We start from the raw sequence: 22,030 nt of genomic DNA on the forward strand, positions 1-22,030 counted from the left end.
ATCATGCATGAGCGCGGGGCAGCCCATGGAAAGGAACTCACCAGACCTGCTATTTCGCATGGAGAAAGTCTAATTTCTCATTGCGAAAATTTTGTTTGTTGCGTTGCGGAAAAATTTCTCGATACGAGAAATGAGTTTTCATATAGAGATATATAGAGCATAAGCCATTGATTTTTATGGCTTAAATTTATCTCTTATATAAGACATAAGAGATTGATGTGGTCTTATAGAAGACTTAAAGTTGTGTCCAAGGGTCCCGGGAGCGGTACCCGCCCATTCCTTCATCTCTTGGAGAGCAACATGCCAGATTCCCTGAACGCACAACTGAGCCGTGAGCAGCAAATCGCAGCCCTGGAAAAGGACTGGGCCCAGAATCCCCGCTGGAAGAGCGTGAAGCGCGGCTACACAGCAGCTGACGTGGTGCGTCTGCGTGGCAGCCTCCAGCCCGAATACACGCTGGCCAAGCGTGGCGCAGAGAAGCTGTGGGACAAGATCAATGGCGGCGCCAAGAAGGGCTATGTGAATGCCTTCGGTGCCATCACCGCCGGCCAAGCCATGCAGCAAGCCAAGGCGGGCCTGGAAGCCGTGTACCTGTCGGGCTGGCAGGTGGCCGCTGACGGCAACACCAGCGAGACCATGTACCCCGACCAGTCGCTGTATGCCTATGACTCGGTGCCCACGATGGTGCGCCGCATCAACAACACCTTCAAGCGTGCCGACGAGATCCAGTGGGGCCGCGGTATCAATCCCGGCGACAAGGAATTCATCGACTACTTCCTGCCCATCGTGGCCGACGCCGAAGCCGGCTTCGGCGGTGTGCTGAACGCCTTCGAACTGATGAAGAACATGATTGCCGCTGGCGCGGCCGGCGTGCACTTCGAAGACCAACTGGCTGCCGTGAAGAAGTGCGGGCACATGGGCGGCAAGGTCCTCGTGCCTACACAGGAAGCCATCGAAAAGCTGATCGCTGCCCGCTTCGCTGCCGACGTGATGGGCGTGCCCACCATCGTGCTGGCCCGCACCGATGCCGAGGCCGCCAACCTGATCACCAGCGACCACGACGCCAACGACAAGCCGTTCTTGACGGGCGAGCGTACGCAGGAAGGCTTCTATCGCGTGAAGAATGGTCTGGAGCAAGCCATCAGCCGCGGTGTGGCCTACGCCCCCTACGCCGACCTGGTGTGGTGCGAGACCGGCACGCCCGACCTGGGTTTTGCCCGCGAGTTCGCCCAGGCCGTGCATGCGAAGTGCCCCGGCAAGCTGCTGTCGTACAACTGCTCGCCGTCCTTCAACTGGAAGAAGAACCTGGACGAGAAGACCATCGCCAAGTTCCAGGACGAGCTGTCGGCACTCGGCTACAAGTACCAGTTCATCACGCTGGCCGGCATCCACATCAACTGGTACAACACGTTCCAGTTCGCCCATGCTTATGCCCGCGGCGAAGGCATGAAGCACTATGTGAACATGGTGCAGGAGCCCGAGTTCGCCGCACGTGAGCAGGGCTACACCTTCGTGTCGCACCAGCAGGAGGTGGGCGCAGGCTATTTCGACGACGTGACCACCGTGATCCAGGGTGGTTCTTCGAGCGTGAAGGCGCTGACCGGCTCCACCGAAGAAGAGCAGTTCCACTGATCTTCTTGGTTGATGCGAGAAGCCCGGGGCCCCCGCCTCGGGCTTTTCTATTGCTGCAGGGTAAAATGCCACATCTGTTCACCAACAAGGGCGAGAAAGGCAATCTGGTTATGACACCGCGAACTACGACGGAGATCTGCTCCAGCCGCTGAGGCTGGCCGTTCGCGCCTGCACGAGATTTCTCTCGCCCCCATAAAAGCGCGGACCTGTACCGCGCTTTTTGCTTTCTGAACCCCAGTCAAGCGCAGCTCACCTACCGAAAAAGACTCGATAAGGATTTCCATGATTCACATTACGCTTCCCGACGGTTCCCAGCGAGAGTTTGCTGGTCCCGTGACTGTGGCGGAGGTGGCTGCCTCCATCGGTTCGGGCCTGGCCAAAGCGGCGCTCGCCGGCAAGATCGGGGACAAGGTGGTGGATACCAGCTACCGGATCACGCAAGACAGCCCGCTGTCCATCGTGACGGCCAAGGATGCCGACGGCCTGGAGGTGATCCGCCACTCCACGGCCCACTTGCTGGCCTATGCGGTCAAGGAACTGTTTCCCGATGCGCAGGTGACCATCGGGCCGGTGATCGAAAACGGCTTCTACTACGACTTCTCGTACAAGCGTCCGTTTACGCCGGAAGACTTGGCCGCCATTGAAAAGCGCATGGCGGAACTGGCTGCGAAGGATGAACCAGTGGTGCGCCGTGTATTGCCTCGGGACGAGGCGGTGGCGTACTTCAAGGGCCTGGGCGAACACTACAAGGCCGAGATCATTGCCAGCATCCCGACGAATGAAGACGTGAGCCTGTACCGCGAGGGCGGCTTTGAAGACCTGTGCCGTGGTCCCCACGTGCCCAGCACCGGCAAGCTCAAGTTCTTCAAGCTCATGAAGGTGGCGGGCGCCTATTGGCGCGGCGACCACCGCAACGAGATGCTCCAGCGCGTCTATGGCACGGCATGGGCCACGAAGGAAGAACTGCAGCAGTACCTGCACATGCTGGAAGAGGCCGAGAAGCGCGACCACCGCAAGCTGGGCCGTGAGCTTGACCTGTTCCACATCGACGAACATTCGCCTGGTACCGTGTTCTGGCACCCCAAGGGCTGGACGCTGTGGCAGGAAGTGGAGCAGTACATGCGCCGCGTGTACCGCGACAACGGCTACCAGGAGGTCAAGGGCCCGCAGATCCTGGACAAGACGCTGTGGGAGAAAACGGGACACTGGGACAAGTACCGCGACAACATGTTCACCACTGAGAGCGAGAAGCGCGACTACGCTCTCAAGCCGATGAACTGCCCGGGCCATATCCTGATCTTCAAGCAGGGCATCAAGAGCTACCGCGACCTGCCGCTGCGCTACGGCGAGTTCGGCCAGTGCCACCGCAACGAGCCCACGGGTGGCCTGCACGGCATCATGCGCGTGCGCGGTTTCACGCAGGACGATGGTCACATCTTCTGCACGGAAGACCACATCCTGGCCGAATGCACGGCTTACACAGCGTTGCTGCAAAAGGTCTACAAGGACTTCGGCTTCCACAACATCATCTACAAGGTGGCCACGCGCCCCGAGGCCCGCATCGGCTCCGACGAGAGCTGGGACAAGGCCGAGCATGCGCTGATGGAAAGCCTGCGCGCGTCGGGTTGCGAATTCGAGATCGCTCCCGGCGATGGCGCCTTCTACGGCCCGAAGATCGAATACACGCTCAAGGACGCGATCGGACGGCAGTGGCAGTGCGGCACCATGCAGGTGGACTTCTCGATGCCCGAGCGGCTGGATGCAGAGTACGTGGGCGAGGATGGCGGGCGCCATGGGCCGGTGATGCTGCACCGCGCCATCGTGGGCAGCCTGGAGCGCTTCATCGGCATCCTGATCGAAGAACACGCCGGGGCCTTGCCCGTATGGCTTGCGCCCGTACAGGTGGCGGTGCTCAATATCACCGATGCACAGTCCGATTACTGTCGTGAAATCGCCGCAAAGCTGCAAAAAGCGTTGCCGAATCAAGGCCTTAGGGTGGTGACTGATCTGCGTAACGAGAAGATTACGTATAAAATACGGGAGCATTCGCTGCAAAAGCTGCCCTACATCCTTGTCGCCGGCGACAAGGAAAAGGCTGCAGGGGCTGTGGCAGTGCGTGCCCGGGGTAACAAAGACCTCGGCGTGATGTCCCTCGACGCATTCGTCGATCTGATCGCGCAGGACATTGCCTCCAAAGTCTGAATCATCGCTTGAAGCGCATCCCTGGTGCGTAAGCTGCTACGCTTTTCGTAGCTTTTTAATTGAAGGTGAGAGCCATCGCTACCGAATTTCGTGACCGTCGCCAGCGCGAGGAGCGCAAGCATCGACTGAACCGTGAAATCATGGCGCCTGAAGTGCGCCTGTCCGGTCCGGACAACGAGCCCCTGGGCATCGTCAGCCTGCAAGAGGCCCTGCGCATGGCGGGCGAGCTGGATGTGGACTTGGTTGAAATTGCAGCCACGGCTAATCCCCCGGTCTGCCGCCTGATGGACTACGGCAAGTTCAAGTATCAGGAGCAGAAGAAGGCGGCCGAGGCCAAGGCCAAGCAGACGGTCATCGAGATCAAGGAAGTCAAGTTCCGCCCTGGTACGGACGATGGCGACTACAACATCAAGCTGCGCAACATCCGCCGTTTTCTGGCGGAGGGCGATAAGTGCAAGATCACGCTGCGCTTCCGTGGCCGCGAGATCACGCACCAGGAGCTGGGCCTGGCATTGCTCAACCGCTTGAGGGATGACCTGGGCGACACCATTTTGGTGGAGCAGTTTCCCAAGCTGGAAGGTCGCCAAATGATCATGATGATCGCGCCGGCCCGCAAGAAGCCGGCAGGTAAACCTGCCGCCGAAAGCGCTCCCGCCGCTGGCGACAACGCTGCGTAAGCAAGGAGATTTGGCGGGCGCCCCCTAAAAAAGGGTGCCGGCCGATAGGCGGCATGCAAGTGCCGCCGCACGGCGCGCCGCAAGGCGCGTCGTTTGAAAAAGTGGCTCGGGGCCAACAAGGTTGCACAGCGGTGTGCAAACGCCTCACGAGCACAACCAACAGGAGCATTCACATGCCCAAGATGAAGACCAAGAGCAGCGCGAAGAAGCGTTTTCGCGTTCGTCCAGGCGGTACGGTCAAGCGTGGCCAAGCTTTCAAGCGCCACATCCTGACCAAGAAGACCACGAAGAACAAGCGCCACCTGCGTGGCATTGTGAACGTGCACGAAGGCGATATGGGTTCCATCGCAAAGATGCTGCCCTCCGCTGGCCTGTAATCAACTGACGAACAAGGAGAAAACACATGCCTCGCGTCAAACGTGGTGTAACGGCCCGCGCCCGTCACAAGAAGGTCCTCGCCCTTGCCAAGGGCTTCCGTGGTCGCCGCGGTAACGTCTTCCGCATCGCCAAGCAGGCGGTGATGAAGGCGGGGCAATATGCCTACCGTGACCGCCGCACCAAGAAGCGCGTGTTCCGCCAGTTGTGGATCGCCCGTATCAACGCCGCTGCCCGTGAACTGGGCCTGACCTACAGCCAGTTCGCCAACGGCCTGAAGAAGGCATCCATCGAGATCGACCGCAAGATGCTGGCCGACCTCGCGGTGCATGACAAGGCTGCCTTTGGCAGCATCGTGGAGCAAGTCAAGGCCAAGCTGGCTGCTTGAGTTCACGATTGGTAGCTATAAATTTTATAGCTACTAGCGCGCAAACAACAAGGGCTAGGGCTTGAAAAGGCACTAGCCCTTGTTTCTTTTTCAAGAGTCGATATGAACGAGTTGGATTCCTTGGTGACGAGCGCGCGCGAGTCGTTCGCGCGTTCCGCAACCCCTGCCGAACTGGAGAACGCCAAGGCGCAGTTCCTGGGCAAGTCAGGCCGCCTGACAGAGCTCATGAAGGGCATGGCGCAGCTCTCGCCCGAGGAGAAGAAAACCCGCGGCGCCGCCATCAACGTGGCCAAGCAGGCCGTGGAGGCAGCGCTCGCCGCACGCCGCCAGGAGCTGGCGGACGCCGAGCTGCAGGCACAGCTCAAGGCCGAGGCGCTGGATGTGACGCTGCCGGGCCGCCAGCGCGGCCGCGGCGGCCTGCATCCCGTGTCGCTGACGCTGGAGCGCATCGAGCGGATCTTCGGTTCGATGGGCTTCGAGGTGGCGGACGGCCCCGAGATCGAGACCGACTGGTTCAACTTCACGGCGCTGAACACGCCCGAGGACCACCCCGCCCGGTCCATGCACGACACCTTCTACGTGGAAGGCGGCACACCCGAAGCCCCCAACCTGCTGCGCACGCACACCAGCCCGATGCAGGTGCGCTACGCCGTGCAGCATGTGAAGAAACACCGTGGCCTGATCGACGCCGGCCAGGCCATGCCCGAGATCCGCGTGATCGCTCCGGGCCGCACCTACCGCGTGGACTCCGACGCCACGCACTCGCCCATGTTCCACCAATGTGAAGGCCTGTGGATCGGCGAGAACGTGAGCTTCAAGGACCTGAAGGTCGTGTTCACGGACTTCTGCAAGACCTTCTTTGAAAGCGACGACCTGGTGCTGCGCTTTCGCCCCAGCTTCTTCCCTTTCACCGAGCCCAGCGCCGAGATCGATATCCAGTTCCAGTCGGGCCCGTTGGCCGGCAAGTGGCTGGAGGTGGCGGGCTCCGGCCAGGTGCACCCCAACGTGGTGCGCAACATGGGGCTGGACCCCGAACGCTTCATCGGCTTTGCCTTCGGCATGGGGCCGGACCGGCTGACCATGCTGCGCTACGGCGTGAACGACCTGCGCCTGTTCTTCGACGGCGACATCCGTTTCCTGTCGCAGTTCCAGTAATGCAAAAAAGTGAGCTGCCAGCGCTTGTTAAACCTAATTTTCAATATGTTTTCATATGGAAAACAATAGGTAGCAAGCGCTAGCAGCTCTCTTTTCAAGAGCACGCCAAAGAAGTCTGAATATGCAATTCCCTGAATCCTGGTTGCGCGAGTTCTGCAACCCTCCGCTCAACACCCAAGAACTGGCCGACACCCTGACGATGGCAGGGCTGGAGGTCGAAGAGCTGCAGCCCGTCGCGCCGCCGTTCACGAAGATCGTCGTCGGCGAGATCAAGGATGCCCAGCAGCACCCCAATGCTGACCGCCTGCGCGTGTGCCAGGTGGATGTGGGGCAGGGCGAGCCGCTGACCATCGTCTGCGGCGCGCCCAATGCCCGCGTGGGCATCAAGGTGCCGTGCGCCATGGTGGGCGCGGAGCTGCCGCCCGGCGAGGATGGCAAGCCGTTCCTCATCAAGGTGGGCAAGCTGCGCGGTGTGGAGAGCTTTGGCATGCTGTGCTCGGCGCGCGAGCTGAAACTGTCGGAGGACCATGGCGGCCTGCTGGAACTACCGGCCGACGCGCCGCTGGGCCAGAACATCCGCCAGTACCTGAACCTGGACGACACGCTGTTCACGCTCAAGCTCACACCCAACCTGGCGCATTGCCTGAGTGTCTACGGCATCGCGCGCGAGGTGTCCGCGCTGACGGGCGCGCCGCTGAAGGCGCCGCAGTTCCCCACCATGGCCACCGCGATCGATGACCGCTTGCCCGTGCGCGTGAGCGCGCCTGACCTGTGCGGGCGCTTCTCCGGCCGCGTCGTGCGCAACGTCAATACCCAGGCCGCCACGCCGCAGTGGATGGTGGACCGCCTGGCGCGCTGCGGCCAGCGCAGTGTCTCGCCGCTGGTGGACATCTCCAACTACGTGATGTTCGAGTTCGGCCGCCCGTCGCACATCTTCGACCTGGACAAGATCCATGGCGGCCTGGAAGTGCGCTGGGGCAAGGCCGGCGAACAACTCAAGCTGCTCAACGGCAACACCGTCACCGTCGATGAGAAGGTGGGTGTGATCGCCGACGAGCGCGAGGTGGAGTCGCTCGCCGGCATCATGGGTGGTGACGCCACGGCTGTGTCGGATGACACGCGCAACATCTACGTCGAGGCGGCCTTCTGGTGGCCAGAGGCCGTAGCCGGCCGCTCGCGCCGCTACAACTTCTCCACCGACGCCGGCCATCGCTTCGAGCGCGGCGTGGATCCCGAGCTGACCGTGGAGCACATCGAGCGCATCACGCAGCTGATCGTCGACATTTGCGGTACGCCAGAGACGGCATGCGCTCCCATTGATGATCAGCGCGTCAACATGCCCGTGCAAACACCGGTGCGCATGCGCATCGCGCGTGCGGCCAAGGTGATCGGCATGCCGCTCACGCAGGCGCAGTGCGTGGATGCGCTGCGGCGCCTGGGCCTGCCGCTGCAGGGGGAAGAGGGTGCCGTGACGGTCACACCACCGTCGTTCCGCTTCGACCTGCGCCTGGAGGAAGACCTGATCGAGGAAGTGGCGCGCGTGGTGGGCTACAACAACCTGCCCACCACCCCGCCGCTGGCGCCGATCACGCCCAAGCTGCGCGCCGAATCGCGCCGCAGCAGCTTCGCGGTGCGCCGTGAACTGGCGGCATTGGGCTACCAGGAGACCATCAACTTCAGCTTTGTCGAAGAGCATTGGGAAAAGGAACTGGCCGGCAACGCCGCGCCGATCAAGCTGCTCAACCCCATCGCCAGCCACCTGAGCGTCATGCGCTCGTCGCTGCTGGGCTCTTTGCTGCAGGTGCTCAAGTTCAACCTGGACCGCAAGGCCGGCCGCGTGCGCGTGTTCGAGCTGGGGCGGGTGTTCCTGCGTGATGCGAGCGTGCAGAACACCGACCGCACGGTGGAAGGCTTCGCGCAGCCGATGCGGGTCGCGGGCCTGGCATATGGTGCGGCCGATGCGCTGCAGTGGGGCCGCAAGGACAAGGCGGTGGACTTCTACGATGCCAAGGGTGATGTGGAAGCGCTGCTCGCGCCGCTGCGCCCCACGTTCGAGCCAGCAGCGCATCCGGCACTGCACCCGGGCCGCTGCGCGCGCGTGCTGCTGGAGGGCCAGCCCATCGGCTTTATGGGCGAATTGCATCCGCAATGGCGCCAGTCCTGGGACCTGCCGGCTGCGCCGATGATGTTTGAACTGGAGCTGGACGCCGTGCTGCAGCGCAAGGTGCCGGGCTTTCGCCCCGTGGCCAAGCGCCAGTTGGTGGAGCGGGACATTGCCGTGGTTGTGGCCGAGCGGGTCTCGCACGATGAGGTGATGCGTGCCATTGGCGGTGCGCTGGCGGGCGATCTGCTGCGCTCCGCGGTGCTGTTCGATGTCTTCCGGCCCCAGCCGCAGCGTGCGGGCGAGGCCGTGCCGGCGGGTGCTCTGGCGCAGGGCGAGAAGAGCCTGGCCATTCGCCTGACGCTGGGCAGCGACGCCGCCGCGTTGACGGACGCTGAGATCGAAGCCGCAGTGCAATCGGTGCTGCAGGCGCTGGGTACCCACACAGGAGCGAGGTTGCGATGACTCGGGGGATGGAGCCAGGACCGGTGGAGTTCGCCGTGGAAAGCCTGGAATCGCCTGCGCTGACCAAAGCGCAGCTGGCGGATCTGCTGTTCGAGCACATCGGCCTGAACAAGCGCGAGTCCAAGGACATGGTGGACGCCTTCTTCGACCTGATCGTGCAAAGCCTGGTCGACGGCCAGGACGTGAAGCTGTCAGGGTTTGGCAATTTCCAGATCCGCACCAAGGCGCCGCGCCCGGGGCGTAACCCGCGCACCGGCGAAGCCATTCCCATCAAGGCGCGACGCGTGGTGACCTTTCATGCCAGCACCAAACTCAAGGAACAGATCCAGGGGCAGGACAAAGCTTGAAGTAGTTGACCCGAACCGGTGTTTTTGGCCCAGAGATCCTGGCCGCCGGTAAGGGGCTGCAGTACGCTCCACAGTCCTGCCCGTTTTTTGCGCCATTCCCATGAGCACCTTGCTGCCACCCATTCCGGCCAAGCGCTATTTCACGATTGGTGAAGTGGCGGAGCTCTGTGGCGTCAAACCCCATGTCCTGCGCTACTGGGAACAGGAATTCACGCAGTTGCGCCCCATGAAGCGGCGCGGCAACCGGCGCTATTACCAGCACCATGAGGTGCTGATGATCCGCCGCATTCGCGACCTGCTGTATGACCAAGGCTTCACCATCAGCGGTGCGCGCAACCGGCTGCAAGAGCTGGCCCATGCGGACAAGGCCCTGCGCGATGGTGGTGCGCCGCATGTGGACGGCCTGGAAGCGGCTGTACCCGCACAGGGTGCGAACGAGGGGATGAGCGTCGCGCAGGCGGTTCCTTTGAATGCGGCGACCCTGCGAAAAGAATTGGAAGAAATTCGCGCACTTCTTCTTACGGTCTGATTTTTCGGTATAGAATTCAAGTCTTGTCGGCGTGTAGCGCAGCCTGGTAGCGCACTTGCATGGGGTGCAAGGGGTCGCGAGTTCGAATCCCGCCACGCCGACCATTTATGCCAAAGGGACCACCGTGAAAACGGTGGTCCCTTTCTTCTTGGGCGCGTTTGGATCCTTGGCGGGACCAATGTCCTGTGCGCAGTGGGCATGCGCCTCTCGCGCTACAATGAGAGGCTTTCCCGCAAACAAGTCGCCCGGCCGCATCCAAAGCAATTTTCAACAAGCAGTAGCCTTCAGGAGCATCGCCGTTCCTGCGGCTCCCGGGCGACCCGTAAACCATCGGAGAACCCAGTGCTTTTGTCTCTCAAGGGAACCTTCCCGCCCGCCATCCTGGCGCTCGCAGACGGCACGGTCTTTATCGGTAACTCGATCGGTGCCGCCGGCACCACGGTCGGCGAAGTGGTCTTCAATACCGCCATCACCGGCTACCAGGAAATTCTCACGGACCCCAGCTACTGCCAGCAGATCGTCACCCTGACGTATCCGCACATCGGCAACTACGGCGTCAACGCAGAGGATATCGAGGCTGAAAAAGTCCACGCCGCAGGCCTCATCATCAAGGACCTGCCGCTGCTGGCCAGCAACTTCCGCATGACCGAGACGCTGCCCGAGTACCTCGTGCGTGCCAAGACGGTGGCCATCGCCAACATCGACACCCGCAAACTGACCCGCCTGCTGCGCACCCGGGGCGCGCAGAATGGCGCCATCGTCGGCTTGGCGGCTGGCGAGGCCGTGACCCAGGCGCGCATCGACGAAGCCGTGGCCGCGGCGAAGGCGGCGCCCAACATGAACGGGCTGGATCTGGCCAAGGTCGTGACCACGCGTGCCGCGTACGCCTGGGACCAGACTGAGTGGAAGCTGGGCGAAGGCTACGGCACGCAGACGGCCCCGCGCTTTCACGTCGTGGCCTATGACTATGGCGTGAAGCTGAACATCCTGCGCATGCTGGCCGAACGCGGCTGCAGGCTCACCGTGGTGTCCGCGCAGACCCCGGCGGCAGAGGTGCTGGCCATGAATCCCGATGGCGTGTTCCTGTCCAACGGCCCGGGCGACCCGGCGGCCTGCGACTACGCGATCACGGCAGTCAAGCAGATCATCGACAGCGGCGTGCCTACCTTCGGCATCTGCCTGGGCCACCAGATCATGGCGCTGGCCAGTGGCGCCAGGACTTTCAAGATGGACAACAGCCACCATGGCGCAAACCACCCTGTGAAGGACTTGGACAGCGGCCGGGTAAGCATCACCAGCCAGAACCACGGTTTCGCGGTGGACATGGCATCGCTGCCGGCCACCTTGCGCGCCACGCACATCAGCCTGTTCGACGGCACTCTGCAGGGCCTGGAACACAAGGACAAGCCGGCCTTCTGCTTCCAGGGGCACCCCGAGGCGTCACCCGGTCCGCACGACATTGCCTACCTGTTCGACCGCTTCACCACTCTGATGCAGGCCGCCAAGGCCCAGTAAGCCCAAAAGGAAACCGGCGCCATGAAACTCTTCAGCTTCCCGGCTGCAGCGCTTGAGAAAGCCATTCACAAGCGCGTGCTGACATTGCCTCCAATGCACCGCGAGTGGTTCACCGAACGCTGGCAGCAAAAGCCCTACAAGAAGTCTTTCGTCGAGAACAAGGCCATGCCCCTGGTCACGCTGATCGCCAAGGGCAAGACCTGGGACGATGCGACCTTCGCAGAGGCCATGCAGGAGTGGGACGTGACGTTCTACGAGGCAGAAGCCGAAGTGTTGCGACCCCTGGTTCAGGGCGACGGCCTGCTGCAGCTGATGCAAAAGAACCTCCCCGCCGAGCGGGCCCAGGCGCTGCTGGACAGGCTGAATACGCGGCGCCCCGCAGCGGTGTCTGCCGCCCCAGCCTCAGCCCCAGCGACCGATTGATAGACATACCATGCCAAAACGCACAGACATCAAAAGCATCCTCATCATCGGCGCCGGCCCGATCATCATCGGCCAGGCCTGCGAGTTCGACTACTCGGGCGTGCAGGCCTGCAAGGCGCTGCGCGAGGAGGGCTACAAGGTCATCCTGATCAACAGCAACCCCGCGACGATCATGACCGACCCGGCCACGGCCGACGTCACCTACATCGAGCCCATCACCTGGCAGACGGTCGAGAAGATCATCGCCAAGGAGCGCCCCGACGCCATCCTGCCCACCATGGGCGGCCAGACCGCGCTGAACTGCGCGCTGGACCTGTGGCGCAACGGCGTGCTGCACAAGTACAAGGTCGAACTGATCGGCGCGACGCCCGAGGCCATCGACAAGGCCGAAGACCGCCTGAAGTTCAAGGATGCGATGACCCGCATCGGCCTTGGGTCGGCGCGCTCCGGCATCGCCCACAGCATGGACGAGGCCTGGGCCGTGCAGAAGAACGTGGGCTTCCCCACCGTCATCCGTCCCAGCTTTACGCTGGGCGGCACGGGCGGCGGGATCGCCTACAACCCGGAAGAATTCGAAACCATCTGCAAGCGCGGCCTGGAAGCCTCGCCGACCAACGAGCTGCTGATCGAAGAGTCGCTGCTCGGCTGGAAGGAGTACGAGATGGAGGTCGTGCGTGACAAGGCGGACAACTGCATCATCGTGTGCTCGATCGAGAACCTGGACCCGATGGGCGTGCACACGGGCGACTCGATCACCGTGGCACCCGCGCAGACGCTGACCGACAAGGAATACCAGATCATGCGCAACGCCAGCCTGGCAGTGCTGCGCGAGATCGGTGTCGACACGGGCGGCTCCAACGTGCAGTTCTCGGTGAACCCGAAGGACGGCCGCATGATCGTGATCGAGATGAACCCTCGCGTGTCGCGTTCGTCGGCGCTGGCCTCCAAGGCCACGGGCTTCCCGATCGCCAAGGTCGCTGCCAAGCTGGCCGTGGGCTATACGCTCGATGAACTGAAGAACGAGATCACCGGCGGCGCCACACCCGCGTCGTTCGAGCCCTCCATCGACTACGTCGTCACCAAGATCCCGCGTTTTGCGTTCGAGAAATTCCCAGCGGCCGACAGCCGCCTGACCACGCAGATGAAGTCCGTAGGCGAGGTGATGGCCATGGGCCGCACTTTCCAGGAGTCCTTCCAGAAGGCGTTGCGCGGCCTGGAGGTGGGCGTGGATGGCATGAATGAGAAGACCCAGGACCGCGAGTTGCTCGAGAAGGAACTGGGCGAGCCGGGACCTGAGCGTATCTGGTACGTGGGTGACGCGTTCGCCATGGGCCTGTCGGTGGACGAGGTGCATGACCTCACCAAAATCGACAAGTGGTTCCTCGTGCAGATCGAGGAGATCGTGAAGATCGAACTCGACCTGGACCAACTCACGGCCGAGAAGGGCGATGGCGCGCTGGCCTCGCTGGATGCGGACACGTTGCGCGCTCTCAAGAAGAAGGGTTTCTCCGACCGCCGCCTGGCCAAGCTGCTCAAAACCAACGAGAAGGCTGTGCGCGAAGCGCGCCATGCGCTGAATGTGCGCCCGGTGTACAAGCGCGTGGATACCTGCGCCGCCGAATTCGCCACCAATACCGCCTACATGTATTCGACCTATGAGGACGAATGCGAAGCCGAGCCCACCAACAAGAAGAAGATCATGGTGCTGGGTGGCGGCCCCAACCGCATCGGCCAGGGCATCGAGTTCGACTACTGCTGCGTGCATGCGGCCCTCGCCATGCGTGAGGACGGGTACGAGACCATCATGGTCAACTGCAACCCCGAGACTGTCTCGACCGACTATGACACGTCGGATCGCCTGTACTTCGAACCTCTGACGCTGGAAGACGTGCTGGAGATCGTGGACAAGGAAAAGCCCGAGGGCGTGATCGTGCAGTACGGCGGCCAGACGCCACTGAAGCTGGCGCTGGGCCTGGAGGCCGCTGGCGTGCCGATCATTGGCACCACCCCCGACATGATCGACGCCGCCGAGGACCGCGAGCGTTTCCAGAAGCTGCTGGGCGACCTGGGCCTGCGCCAGCCGCCCAATGCCACCGCGCGTACCGAACCCGAGGCGCTGGAGAAGGCCGCTGCCCTGGGCTACCCGCTGGTGGTGCGCCCCAGCTATGTGCTGGGCGGCCGTGCCATGGAGATCGTGCATGAGCAGCGCGACCTGGAACGCTACATGCGCGAAGCCGTCAAGGTAAGCAACGATTCGCCCGTGCTGCTGGATCGCTTCCTCTCCAATGCCATCGAATGCGATGTGGATTGTGTGCGCGATGCCTCCGGTGCCGTGTTCATCGGCGGCGTGATGGAGCACATCGAACAGGCTGGCGTGCACTCGGGCGACTCCGCCTGTTCGCTGCCGCCGTACTACCTCAAGGCCGAGACGGTGGACGAGATCAAGCGCCAGACCACGGCCATGGCCCATGGCCTGAATGTGGTGGGCCTGATGAACGTGCAGTTCGCAATTCAGGAAACCGACGACGGTGATGTGATCTACGTGCTGGAAGTGAACCCGCGCGCCTCGCGCACGGTGCCGTTCGTCAGCAAGGCCACGGGCATCCAGTTGGCCAAGGTGGCGGCGCGCTGCATGGCCGGCCAGACCCTGGCCAGCCAGGGCATCACCAAGGAGGTCACGCCGCCGTACTTCAGCGTGAAGGAGGCCGTGTTCCCCTTCGTCAAGTTCCCGGGCGTGGACACCATTCTGGGCCCCGAGATGAAGTCCACCGGCGAAGTCATGGGCGTGGGCAAGACCTTTGGCGAGGCCTTCGTCAAGAGCCAACTGGGTGCCGGTACGCGCCTGCCGCGCTCGGGCAAGGTGTTCCTCACCGTGAAGAACGCCGACAAGCAGCGCGCGGTGGCGATTGCCCGCGACCTGGAGGCCATGGGCTTCGAGCTGCTGGCCACCAAGGGAACGGCCGCGGCCATCGAGGCCGCCGGCGTGCCGGTGCAGGTGGTCAACAAGGTGACCGAAGGCCGCCCGCACATCGTGGACATGATCAAGAACGACGAGATCGCCATGGTCATCAACACGGTGGAGGAGCGCCGCAACGCGATTGCCGATTCGCGCGCGATCCGCACCAGCTCGCTGCTGGCGCGCGTGACCACCTTCACGACCATTTTCGGCGCCGAGGCGGCCGTGGAAGGCATGAAGCACCTCGACAATCTGGACGTGTATTCGGTGCAGGAACTGCACGCCCGCCTGGCGGCTGCAGCCTGAGCGCGGCACCGGGTTTTAGGGGATGACCGCCGCGGCAAACGCGGCATAATCGCCCTTGATTTGTGAGACCGCCGCGCGGCAACGCGCGGCGGTTTGCTTTTTGCATCTGGAATCTGGAGACTGACCCATGGCCACCATTCCCATCACCAAGCGCGGCGCAGAGAAACTCAAGGAGGAACTGCACCGCCTCAAGACCGTCGAGCGGCCCGCCGTGATCAGCGCCATTGCGGAGGCGCGCGCGCAGGGCGATCTGAGCGAAAACGCCGAGTACGAAGCCGCCAAGGACCGCCAGGGCTTCATCGAAGGCCGCATCATGGAGATCGAAGGCAAGCTGTCGGCGGCCCAGATCATCGACCCCTCGGCGCTGGACGCCGGCGGTCGCGTGGTCTTCGGCGCCACGGTGGAGCTGGAGGACGAGGATACGGGCGACGCCGTGAAGTACCAGATCGTGGGCGAGGACGAAGCCGACTTGAAGCACGGCCTGATCAATGTTTCCAGCCCGATCGCGCGCGCGCTCATCGGCAAGGAAGAGGGCGACACGGCCGAGGTGCAGGCGCCTGGGGGCGTGCGGCGCTACGAAGTGGTGGCCGTCAGCTACATCTGAGGGTGCACGCCATGCGCGAACGCCTGCCCGTGCTGGCTGCGGCCCTGTGGTGGGGTAGCCTCTCGGCCATGGGCTTCGTGGCCGTGCCGATGCTGTTCGTCCACCTGCCCACGCCGAGTGTGGCGGGGCAGATGGCAGCCCGTTTGTTCGAGGCGCAGACTTATATTTCGATAGCGTGTTGCGCTTGTCTGTTGGTGCTTTCCAAAAGAAAACACGCGGAAACCGAGGAGCAGTGGGCGCGAGCAGCTATGGTTTTTGTGATCCTCGGCCTGCTGCTGGCCTTGCTGGTGCAATATGGCGTGGCGCCGCGCATCGTGGCGCGCCAGAACCTGCGGCTGTGGCACAGCGTGGGCAGTGCCATGTATCTGGTGCAATGGCTCTGCGCGGGCATCACGTTGTGGAAAACTGCCAGGCAAGGAGGGTGAGCGAGCATGGAATCCCAGGTCGTACGCATCGAATCCCGTGATTGGTCGGTACCGGGGACCGACGCCTGGCGCGCTGCGCTGGAGGGCGGCAAGGTGCTGTTCTTTCCCAACCTCGCCTTCGAGGTGCAGCCTGACGAGCGCGCCCTGCTGCGGCCTGACATCCGCGACCCTGGTGCGCGCAACATCAGCCTGAATGTCGACGGCAGCCTGAAGGGCGCGGTGGGCGACGCCGCCACCCAGGCGCAGTTGACGGCCATGATCACGCGCTTTCGGGCGCAGGCGCTGGGCTTGATCGAGGCACTGCTGCCGCATTACACCTCTGCGCTGCGACTGGCCCCCACCAGCTACCGGCCGATGCAGGTGGAAAGCCGCCAGCAATCCTGGCGGGCCGACGACCGGCGGCTGCACGTGGATGCGTTCCCCTCGCGTCCCAACTATGGCGAACGCATCCTGCGCGTGTTTGCCAACGTCAACCCCGACGGGGCGCCCCGTGTGTGGCGCGTGGGTGAGCCCTTCGAAGCCATGGCGCGTAAGTTCCTGCCACGCGCCAAGCCGTATTCGGCGTGGCAGGCCAAGGTGCTGCAGGCGCTGCGTGTGACCAAGTCCTTTCGCAGCGAGTACGACCACCTGATGCTGCAACTGCACGACGGCATGAAGGGCGACCTGGAGTACCAGCGCACCAGTCCGCAGGAAACGGTGCCGTTTCCGGCGGGTTCGGTATGGATGTGCTTTTCGGACCAAGCCACGCATGCGGTCATGTCCGGCCAATACATGCTGGAGCAGACATTGCACCTGCCCGCGTCGCATGGGTATGACCGGGAAGCGAGCCCCTTGGCGATCCTCACGCGATTGACGGGCCGGCCGTTGCACGGCGTTCCGACGGCCTAACCGGCGCCTTGGCGCTGACGGTTCCTGTCCGCCCCGCTTCATGGCGGGGTGACCTCGTCATTCGCGCCAGTGGCGCGCCACCCAGCGTGCGGGCTGGATGTGGTGAAAGCGCTTGTTGCGCCGTCCCTCCAGCGCATCCGGCGGATTGCATTCGCCGTGGAAGATCATGATGCGTGCGCCTTCGGGCACGAAGGGCTCGCGCCAGTAGTTGCTCGGCCACGCGGGAATGCCGTCGTACTTGAAGCTCGGGCACCAGCCTTCAGGCCAGTACGACAGCTTGCCCTGGGCATGCAGGAAGCGTGACAGAAAGGCCTGCTCGTTGCGATAGCTGGCCTGCACCTCGTCCATGTGCGTGCGAAAGTACGCCAGCACATCGGCATGCGCGCCCAGTTCAAAGCGGTAGACCGAGGAGTTGCCCGTGATCCGCTGGCCAAAGCGCCAGAAACGGGGGTAGTCGTGGATGATGAGAAATTCACCCGGCTGCTCGAAGAAGGGATCCAGCCCGCCCACGATCACCACGTCGAGGTCGAGGAACAGCGCTGTGCCGCGCAGGCCGTGCAGGTCGGCCTCAAAGGTCGTGAGCTTTTTCCAGGCGCCGTCCCGCTGGCCGGGGGCCAGCTGCAGATTCAGCGGCGGGATGGGCAGGCACTGCACCTCGGGGCGTATGCCTGCATCGTCGTCCGTGAGGCAGACGAAGTTGAACTCGCCACTCAGGTGGCGGCGCACCATGGCGTAAAGACGGTTGACGTACTCGGGGCCATATTTCGTGCCCCACTTCATGCAAAGGATGTGGCGCTGGTGCTGCTGCGGTGCGTTCATGGGATCTAGGGTCAATCGGCCTGGCGTTTTTTCACCGACTTCTGCTTGGGCTTGGCACGCTTGATCTGCCCGCCAGGCGTCAGACGCTGGTTACCCAGCACACGCAGTTGCTTGACCTCGGGGCGCTGGCCGCCGCGCTTGCTGAACTTGAGTACCTTCACATCGCGGGGACCGGGCATGCGGTCTTCGTCGATGGCTTTCTCTTTCGCAGGAATGGGCCGCCACAGCACCAGCAGCTTGCCGATATGCTGGATGGGTGCGGCGTTCAGCGCATCGGCCAGTTGCTGATACATCTCCTCGCGTGCGGCGCGGTCGTCGTTGAAGACGCGCACCTTGATGAGGCCATGGGCCTTGAGTGCGGCATCGATCTCCTTTTGAACGGCGGCCGTAAGTCCGTCGCCACCGATCAGGACCACGGGGTCCAGATGGTGGGCATTGGCGCGGTGTTCCCGGCGCTCGGCGGGAGTCAGTTGAATTTGAGGCATACCCGTATTATCTCAACGCCCCGGCAATGGCCGGCATACTGCTGTCCCCCGATCCGGGGCGGCGCACCGATCTATCCATGAAAGCCCAGACCAAAAGCAAGAAGGTGAACAAGGCATGGCTTCACGACCATGTCAACGACACCTACGTCAAGCTCGCCCAGAAGGAGGGCTACCGCGCACGCGCCGCCTACAAACTCAAGGAGATCGACGAACAGCTCGGGCTGATCAAGCCCGGCCATGTGGTGGTGGATCTCGGGTCGTCTCCGGGGGCCTGGAGCCAGTATGTGCGCCGGCGGCTGTCGCCGGACGGGGCTGCCGTGGGGCAACTCAACGGCGTCATCATCGCGCTGGACATCCTGCCGATGGAGCCGATTGAAGGCGTCACCTTTTTACAGGGGGATTTTCGGGAGGAAGAGGTGCTGGCAGGCTTGCAGGAGGCCGTGCAAGGGCGGCCCGTGGATGTGGTGGTGTCGGATATGGCGCCCAATCTGTCGGGCGTGGAGTCGGTGGATGCCGTGCGTATCGCGCACCTGATCGAGCTGGCGGTGGACTTTGCCGTGCACCATCTGAAGCCTGAGGGGGCACTGGTTGTGAAGCTGTTCCACGGCAGCGGTTACTCCCAGCTGGTGCAACTCTTCAAGGACACCTTTCGCGTGGTCAAGCCGATGAAGCCCAAGGCCTCGCGCGACAAATCATCGGAGACCTTTCTGGTGGGCATGGGGCTCAAGCGTCAAGGTTGACCGCAGCGCCTTGACCATGGCCTGTGCCGGGGTTAATGGGCGGTGCTGGCGGGTTGAAACGCCTAAAATGAACCCCAATTGCGTTAGGACGTTTCCATGACAGTGTCGTGGCCGGCCTCCCACTTCTGAATCTGGAGTTCCGCTTGAACAATCAGTGGTTTTCAAAAGTCGCCGTCTGGCTGGTCATTGCCATGGTGCTCTTTACGGTGTTCAAACAATTTGACACCCGTGCGGGCGCGGGCGCCGGAACCATCGGCTATTCGGAATTCCTGGAAGAGGTGCGCAGCAACCGCATCAAGAGCGCGACCATCCAGGAAGGGCAGGGCGGCACCGAGATCGTGGCGGTCACCAATGATGACCGCCGCATCCGCACCACGGCCACCTACCTCGACCGCGGCCTCGTGGGCGACCTGATCAACAACAACGTCAAGTTCGACGTCAAGCCGCGCGAAGAAGGCTCGCTGCTCATGACCCTGCTGGTCAGCTGGGGCCCCATGCTGCTGCTGATCGGCGTGTGGGTGTACTTCATGCGCCAGATGCAGGGCGGCGGCAAGGGTGGTGCCTTCAGCTTCGGAAAATCGAAGGCGCGCATGCTGGACGAAAACAACAACACCGTCACCTTCGCGGACGTGGCGGGCTGCGACGAGGCCAAGGAAGAGGTGAAGGAAGTGGTCGACTTCCTGAAAGACCCGCAGAAATTCCAGAAGCTCGGTGGCCGCATCCCGCGTGGCCTGTTGCTGGTCGGCCCTCCGGGCACCGGCAAGACGCTGTTGGCCAAGTCCATTGCTGGCGAAGCCAAGGTGCCTTTCTTCAGCATCTCGGGCTCCGACTTCGTGGAAATGTTCGTTGGCGTGGGTGCGGCGCGTGTACGCGACATGTTCGAAAACGCCAAGAAAAACGCCCCCTGCATCATCTTCATCGATGAAATCGACGCCGTGGGCCGCCAGCGTGGCGCGGGCCTGGGGGGTGGCAATGACGAACGCGAGCAGACGCTGAACCAGATGCTGGTCGAGATGGATGGCTTCGAGACCAACCTGGGCGTGATCGTCGTGGCTGCGACCAACCGTCCCGACATCCTGGACGCTGCATTGCTGCGTCCCGGCCGTTTCGACCGCCAGGTGTATGTGACGCTGCCCGACATTCGCGGCCGCGAGCAGATCCTGGGCGTGCACATGCGCAAGATCCCGGTGGGGCAGGATGTGAACCCCGCCATCATCGCGCGCGGAACGCCCGGCATGTCCGGCGCAGACTTGGCCAACCTGTGCAACGAAGCAGCGTTGATGGCTGCACGGCGCAATGCGCGCACCGTGGAGATGCAGGACTTCGAGAAGGCCAAGGACAAGATCATCATGGGCCCCGAGCGCAAGACCATGGTCATGCCCGAGGAAGAGCGCCGCAACACGGCCTACCACGAAGCAGGCCATGCGCTGATCGGCAAGTTGTTGCCGAAGTGCGACCCGGTACATAAGGTCACCATCATTCCGCGCGGCCGCGCGCTGGGCGTGACCATGAGCCTGCCCGAGAAGGACCGCTACTCCTACGACAAGGAGTACATGCTGAACCAGATCGCCATGCTGTTCGGCGGGCGCATTGCCGAAGAAGTGTTCATGAACCAGATGACCACGGGAGCCAGCAATGACTTCGAACGCGCCACGTCCATCGCGCGCGACATGGTGATGCGCTACGGCATGAGCGAGGCCCTGGGGCCCATGGTGTACGCGGAGAACGAAGGCGAAGTGTTCCTGGGCCGTTCGGTGACCAAGACCACCAATATCTCCGAAGAAACCATGCAGAAGGTGGATGCCGAGGTGCGTCGCATCATCGACGAGCAGTACGGATTGGCACGCCGCCTGATCGAAGAGAACCAGGACAAGATGCACGCCATGGCGAAGGCCATGCTGGAGTGGGAAACCATCGATGCCGAACAGCTGGACGACATCATGGCCGGCCGGGCACCTCGCCCGCCCAAGGACTGGACGCCGCGCACCCCTCCTTCGGGTGGTGATGGTTCCAGCGGGGGCACTCCGGCCGTCAAGCCGGACCCGGCGCCCTCCGCCGCCTGACAGCGGTTTGGCATGAAGAACGGGGCCTCGCGCCCCGTTTTCTGTATTTCACGGCTCTCACTCACTCACGCATGCGCTGGCAAACCACACGTTTCGACGTGGACCTCACGCGTCCCCAGGTCATGGGGATCGTCAACGTCACCCCAGATTCCTTCTCAGACGGCGGCCGGCATGTCGATACCCGGGGAGCGTTGCGGCACTGCGAGCAGCTGATCAAGGATGGCGCGGATATCCTGGACATCGGCGGTGAATCCACGCGCCCGGGTAGCCCGGCGGTGCCGCTGGAGCAAGAGCTGGCGCGCGTCGTGCCGCTGGTGGTGGAGGCGGTGCGCCTGGGGGTGCCAGTCTCGGTCGACACCTACAAGCCCCAGGTCATGCAGGCGGTGCTGGACCTGGGGGCGGACATCGTCAACGACATCTGGGCGTTGCGCCAGCCAGGGGCGGCCGGGATCGTCGCCGCCCATCCGCGCTGCGGCGTGTGCCTGATGCATATGCACCGGGACCCGCAGACCATGCAGGCCACGCCCATGGAGGAAGATGTGGTGCCGTCAGTGCTCTATTTTTTGGAGCGCTCAGCGCAGGAACTGCAAGCGCTGGGCGTGGAAAAGGCCCGCATCGTACTCGACTATGGCATTGGGTTCGGCAAGACAGTCGAGCAAAATTTCGCCCTGCTGGCCCGCCAGCCCGAGCTCCTGGCCTTGGGCTACCCGTTGCTGGCCGGCTGGTCGCGCAAATCGTCCATCGGTTCCGTCACTGGCCTGCCTGTGCACGAACGCATGGCACCAAGCGTTGCCGCGGCCGTGCTTGCCGTGGAGCGCGGTGCGCGGGTGGTGCGTGTGCATGACGTACGCGAGACCGTGGCGGCGCTGGCGGTGTGGAGCGCGATGCGGCAGCAGGACACCGGCGCCGCCATTTCCCAGTAATCAAGGAATTTC

At 63.1% G+C, this 22,030-nt stretch carries 20 protein-coding genes and 1 tRNA gene; 19 read left to right on the forward strand and 2 right to left on the reverse strand.

What is annotated here, in order from left to right; genetic code table 11:
- The first annotated feature begins 300 nt into the window (after positions 1-300).
- From aceA to HND92_RS08155, 16 genes are all read left to right on the forward strand, one after another.
- The gene (gene aceA, locus HND92_RS08080) at positions 301-1,632 is read left to right on the forward strand and encodes an isocitrate lyase (RefSeq protein WP_103737648.1); all 1,332 of its coding nucleotides are present in this window, start codon (positions 301-303) and stop codon (positions 1,630-1,632) included.
- Between the two features lie 282 nt (positions 1,633-1,914).
- Positions 1,915-3,834, forward strand: coding sequence for a threonine--tRNA ligase (gene thrS, locus HND92_RS08085; RefSeq protein WP_172206693.1), 1,920 nt, complete (start codon positions 1,915-1,917; stop codon positions 3,832-3,834).
- A gap of 65 nt (positions 3,835-3,899) precedes the next feature.
- The gene (gene infC, locus HND92_RS08090; protein ID WP_083766753.1) at positions 3,900-4,511 is read left to right on the forward strand and encodes a translation initiation factor IF-3; all 612 of its coding nucleotides are present in this window, start codon (positions 3,900-3,902) and stop codon (positions 4,509-4,511) included.
- 173 nt (positions 4,512-4,684) lie between these two features.
- Positions 4,685-4,888, forward strand: coding sequence for a 50S ribosomal protein L35 (gene rpmI / locus HND92_RS08095; RefSeq protein ID WP_011805603.1), 204 nt, complete (start codon positions 4,685-4,687; stop codon positions 4,886-4,888).
- A 26-nt stretch (positions 4,889-4,914) separates the two neighbouring features.
- On the forward strand, positions 4,915-5,274 hold the full coding sequence (gene rplT, locus HND92_RS08100; RefSeq protein WP_005795139.1) for a 50S ribosomal protein L20: 360 nt from the start codon (positions 4,915-4,917) through the stop codon (positions 5,272-5,274).
- Positions 5,275-5,376: 102 nt separating this feature from the next.
- Positions 5,377-6,429 (forward strand): phenylalanine--tRNA ligase subunit alpha, encoded by a 1,053-nt coding sequence (gene pheS / locus HND92_RS08105; protein WP_011805602.1) that lies wholly within the window; start codon positions 5,377-5,379, stop codon positions 6,427-6,429.
- A gap of 121 nt (positions 6,430-6,550) precedes the next feature.
- On the forward strand, positions 6,551-8,995 hold the full coding sequence (gene pheT, locus HND92_RS08110; protein WP_172206694.1) for a phenylalanine--tRNA ligase subunit beta: 2,445 nt from the start codon (positions 6,551-6,553) through the stop codon (positions 8,993-8,995).
- Positions 8,992-9,342 carry an integration host factor subunit alpha gene (locus tag HND92_RS08115; protein ID WP_103737589.1) on the forward strand — a complete coding sequence of 117 codons (351 nt, stop codon included), beginning with the start codon at positions 8,992-8,994 and terminating at the stop codon, positions 9,340-9,342. The genes pheT and HND92_RS08115 overlap by 4 nt, the downstream gene beginning before the upstream one ends.
- A 100-nt stretch (positions 9,343-9,442) precedes the next feature.
- Complete coding sequence (locus HND92_RS08120) at positions 9,443-9,871, forward strand: MerR family transcriptional regulator (protein WP_172206695.1); 429 nt, start codon at positions 9,443-9,445, stop codon at positions 9,869-9,871.
- Between the two features lie 27 nt (positions 9,872-9,898).
- Positions 9,899-9,975: transfer RNA gene (locus HND92_RS08125), tRNA-Pro, on the forward strand.
- Between the two features lie 238 nt (positions 9,976-10,213).
- The gene (gene carA / locus HND92_RS08130) at positions 10,214-11,386 is read left to right on the forward strand and encodes a glutamine-hydrolyzing carbamoyl-phosphate synthase small subunit (protein WP_172206696.1); all 1,173 of its coding nucleotides are present in this window, start codon (positions 10,214-10,216) and stop codon (positions 11,384-11,386) included.
- Positions 11,387-11,407: 21 nt separating this feature from the next.
- Positions 11,408-11,809 carry a hypothetical protein gene (locus HND92_RS08135; protein WP_011805597.1) on the forward strand — a complete coding sequence of 134 codons (402 nt, stop codon included), beginning with the start codon at positions 11,408-11,410 and terminating at the stop codon, positions 11,807-11,809.
- A gap of 10 nt (positions 11,810-11,819) precedes the next feature.
- On the forward strand, positions 11,820-15,071 hold the full coding sequence (gene carB, locus HND92_RS08140; RefSeq protein ID WP_172206697.1) for a carbamoyl-phosphate synthase large subunit: 3,252 nt from the start codon (positions 11,820-11,822) through the stop codon (positions 15,069-15,071).
- A 127-nt stretch (positions 15,072-15,198) separates the two neighbouring features.
- Positions 15,199-15,675, forward strand: coding sequence for a transcription elongation factor GreA (gene greA, locus HND92_RS08145; RefSeq protein ID WP_011805595.1), 477 nt, complete (start codon positions 15,199-15,201; stop codon positions 15,673-15,675).
- An 11-nt stretch (positions 15,676-15,686) separates the two neighbouring features.
- Positions 15,687-16,100 (forward strand): DUF4149 domain-containing protein, encoded by a 414-nt coding sequence (locus HND92_RS08150; protein WP_172206698.1) that lies wholly within the window; start codon positions 15,687-15,689, stop codon positions 16,098-16,100.
- Positions 16,101-16,106: 6 nt separating this feature from the next.
- Positions 16,107-16,988 carry a Kdo hydroxylase family protein gene (locus HND92_RS08155; protein WP_172206699.1) on the forward strand — a complete coding sequence of 294 codons (882 nt, stop codon included), beginning with the start codon at positions 16,107-16,109 and terminating at the stop codon, positions 16,986-16,988.
- A gap of 57 nt (positions 16,989-17,045) precedes the next feature.
- Here HND92_RS08155 and HND92_RS08160 read toward each other — a convergent pair whose 3' ends face one another.
- Positions 17,046-17,807: a glycosyltransferase gene (locus HND92_RS08160; protein WP_103737594.1), complete on the reverse strand. Its 762-nt coding sequence runs from the start codon at positions 17,805-17,807 to the stop codon at positions 17,046-17,048.
- Between the two features lie 11 nt (positions 17,808-17,818).
- Positions 17,819-18,292 (reverse strand): YhbY family RNA-binding protein, encoded by a 474-nt coding sequence (locus HND92_RS08165; protein WP_011805591.1) that lies wholly within the window; start codon positions 18,290-18,292, stop codon positions 17,819-17,821.
- Between the two features lie 77 nt (positions 18,293-18,369).
- On the opposite strand from HND92_RS08165, the gene HND92_RS08170 reads away from it, so the two are divergent.
- The 3 genes from HND92_RS08170 to folP all read left to right on the forward strand — a co-directional run bounded on the left by HND92_RS08170 (position 18,370) and on the right by folP (position 22,018).
- On the forward strand, positions 18,370-19,032 hold the full coding sequence (locus HND92_RS08170) for an RlmE family RNA methyltransferase (protein ID WP_172206700.1): 663 nt from the start codon (positions 18,370-18,372) through the stop codon (positions 19,030-19,032).
- 143 nt (positions 19,033-19,175) lie between these two features.
- On the forward strand, positions 19,176-21,095 hold the full coding sequence (gene ftsH / locus HND92_RS08175) for an ATP-dependent zinc metalloprotease FtsH (protein ID WP_011805589.1): 1,920 nt from the start codon (positions 19,176-19,178) through the stop codon (positions 21,093-21,095).
- A 71-nt stretch (positions 21,096-21,166) separates the two neighbouring features.
- On the forward strand, positions 21,167-22,018 hold the full coding sequence (folP, locus tag HND92_RS08180) for a dihydropteroate synthase (RefSeq protein WP_011805588.1): 852 nt from the start codon (positions 21,167-21,169) through the stop codon (positions 22,016-22,018).
- The last annotated feature ends 12 nt before the right edge of the window (positions 22,019-22,030 follow it).

Source organism: Diaphorobacter sp. JS3050, from assembly GCF_013154915.1.
GTDB lineage: Bacteria > Pseudomonadota > Gammaproteobacteria > Burkholderiales > Burkholderiaceae_C > Diaphorobacter > Diaphorobacter nitroreducens.

Excerpts from the sequence above, each read along its gene's own strand:
- pheT (WP_172206694.1), top strand. The coding sequence starts at position 6,551 with ATGCAATTCCCTGAATCCTGGTTGCGCGAGTTCTGCAACCCTCCGCTC.
- rplT (WP_005795139.1), top strand. The coding sequence starts at position 4,915 with ATGCCTCGCGTCAAACGTGGTGTAACGGCCCGCGCCCGTCACAAGAAG.
- thrS (WP_172206693.1), top strand. The coding sequence starts at position 1,915 with ATGATTCACATTACGCTTCCCGACGGTTCCCAGCGAGAGTTTGCTGGT.
- folP (WP_011805588.1), top strand. The coding sequence starts at position 21,167 with ATGCGCTGGCAAACCACACGTTTCGACGTGGACCTCACGCGTCCCCAG.
- HND92_RS08170 (WP_172206700.1), top strand. The coding sequence starts at position 18,370 with ATGAAAGCCCAGACCAAAAGCAAGAAGGTGAACAAGGCATGGCTTCAC.
- HND92_RS08160 (WP_103737594.1), bottom strand. The coding sequence starts at position 17,807 with ATGAACGCACCGCAGCAGCACCAGCGCCACATCCTTTGCATGAAGTGG.
- HND92_RS08155 (WP_172206699.1), top strand. The coding sequence starts at position 16,107 with ATGGAATCCCAGGTCGTACGCATCGAATCCCGTGATTGGTCGGTACCG.
- greA (WP_011805595.1), top strand. The coding sequence starts at position 15,199 with ATGGCCACCATTCCCATCACCAAGCGCGGCGCAGAGAAACTCAAGGAG.
- aceA (WP_103737648.1), top strand. The coding sequence starts at position 301 with ATGCCAGATTCCCTGAACGCACAACTGAGCCGTGAGCAGCAAATCGCA.
- HND92_RS08165 (WP_011805591.1), bottom strand. The coding sequence starts at position 18,292 with ATGCCTCAAATTCAACTGACTCCCGCCGAGCGCCGGGAACACCGCGCC.
- carB (WP_172206697.1), top strand. The coding sequence starts at position 11,820 with ATGCCAAAACGCACAGACATCAAAAGCATCCTCATCATCGGCGCCGGC.
- HND92_RS08135 (WP_011805597.1), top strand. The coding sequence starts at position 11,408 with ATGAAACTCTTCAGCTTCCCGGCTGCAGCGCTTGAGAAAGCCATTCAC.
- HND92_RS08115 (WP_103737589.1), top strand. The coding sequence starts at position 8,992 with ATGACTCGGGGGATGGAGCCAGGACCGGTGGAGTTCGCCGTGGAAAGC.
- pheS (WP_011805602.1), top strand. The coding sequence starts at position 5,377 with ATGAACGAGTTGGATTCCTTGGTGACGAGCGCGCGCGAGTCGTTCGCG.
- HND92_RS08150 (WP_172206698.1), top strand. The coding sequence starts at position 15,687 with ATGCGCGAACGCCTGCCCGTGCTGGCTGCGGCCCTGTGGTGGGGTAGC.
- rpmI (WP_011805603.1), top strand. The coding sequence starts at position 4,685 with ATGCCCAAGATGAAGACCAAGAGCAGCGCGAAGAAGCGTTTTCGCGTT.
- HND92_RS08120 (WP_172206695.1), top strand. The coding sequence starts at position 9,443 with ATGAGCACCTTGCTGCCACCCATTCCGGCCAAGCGCTATTTCACGATT.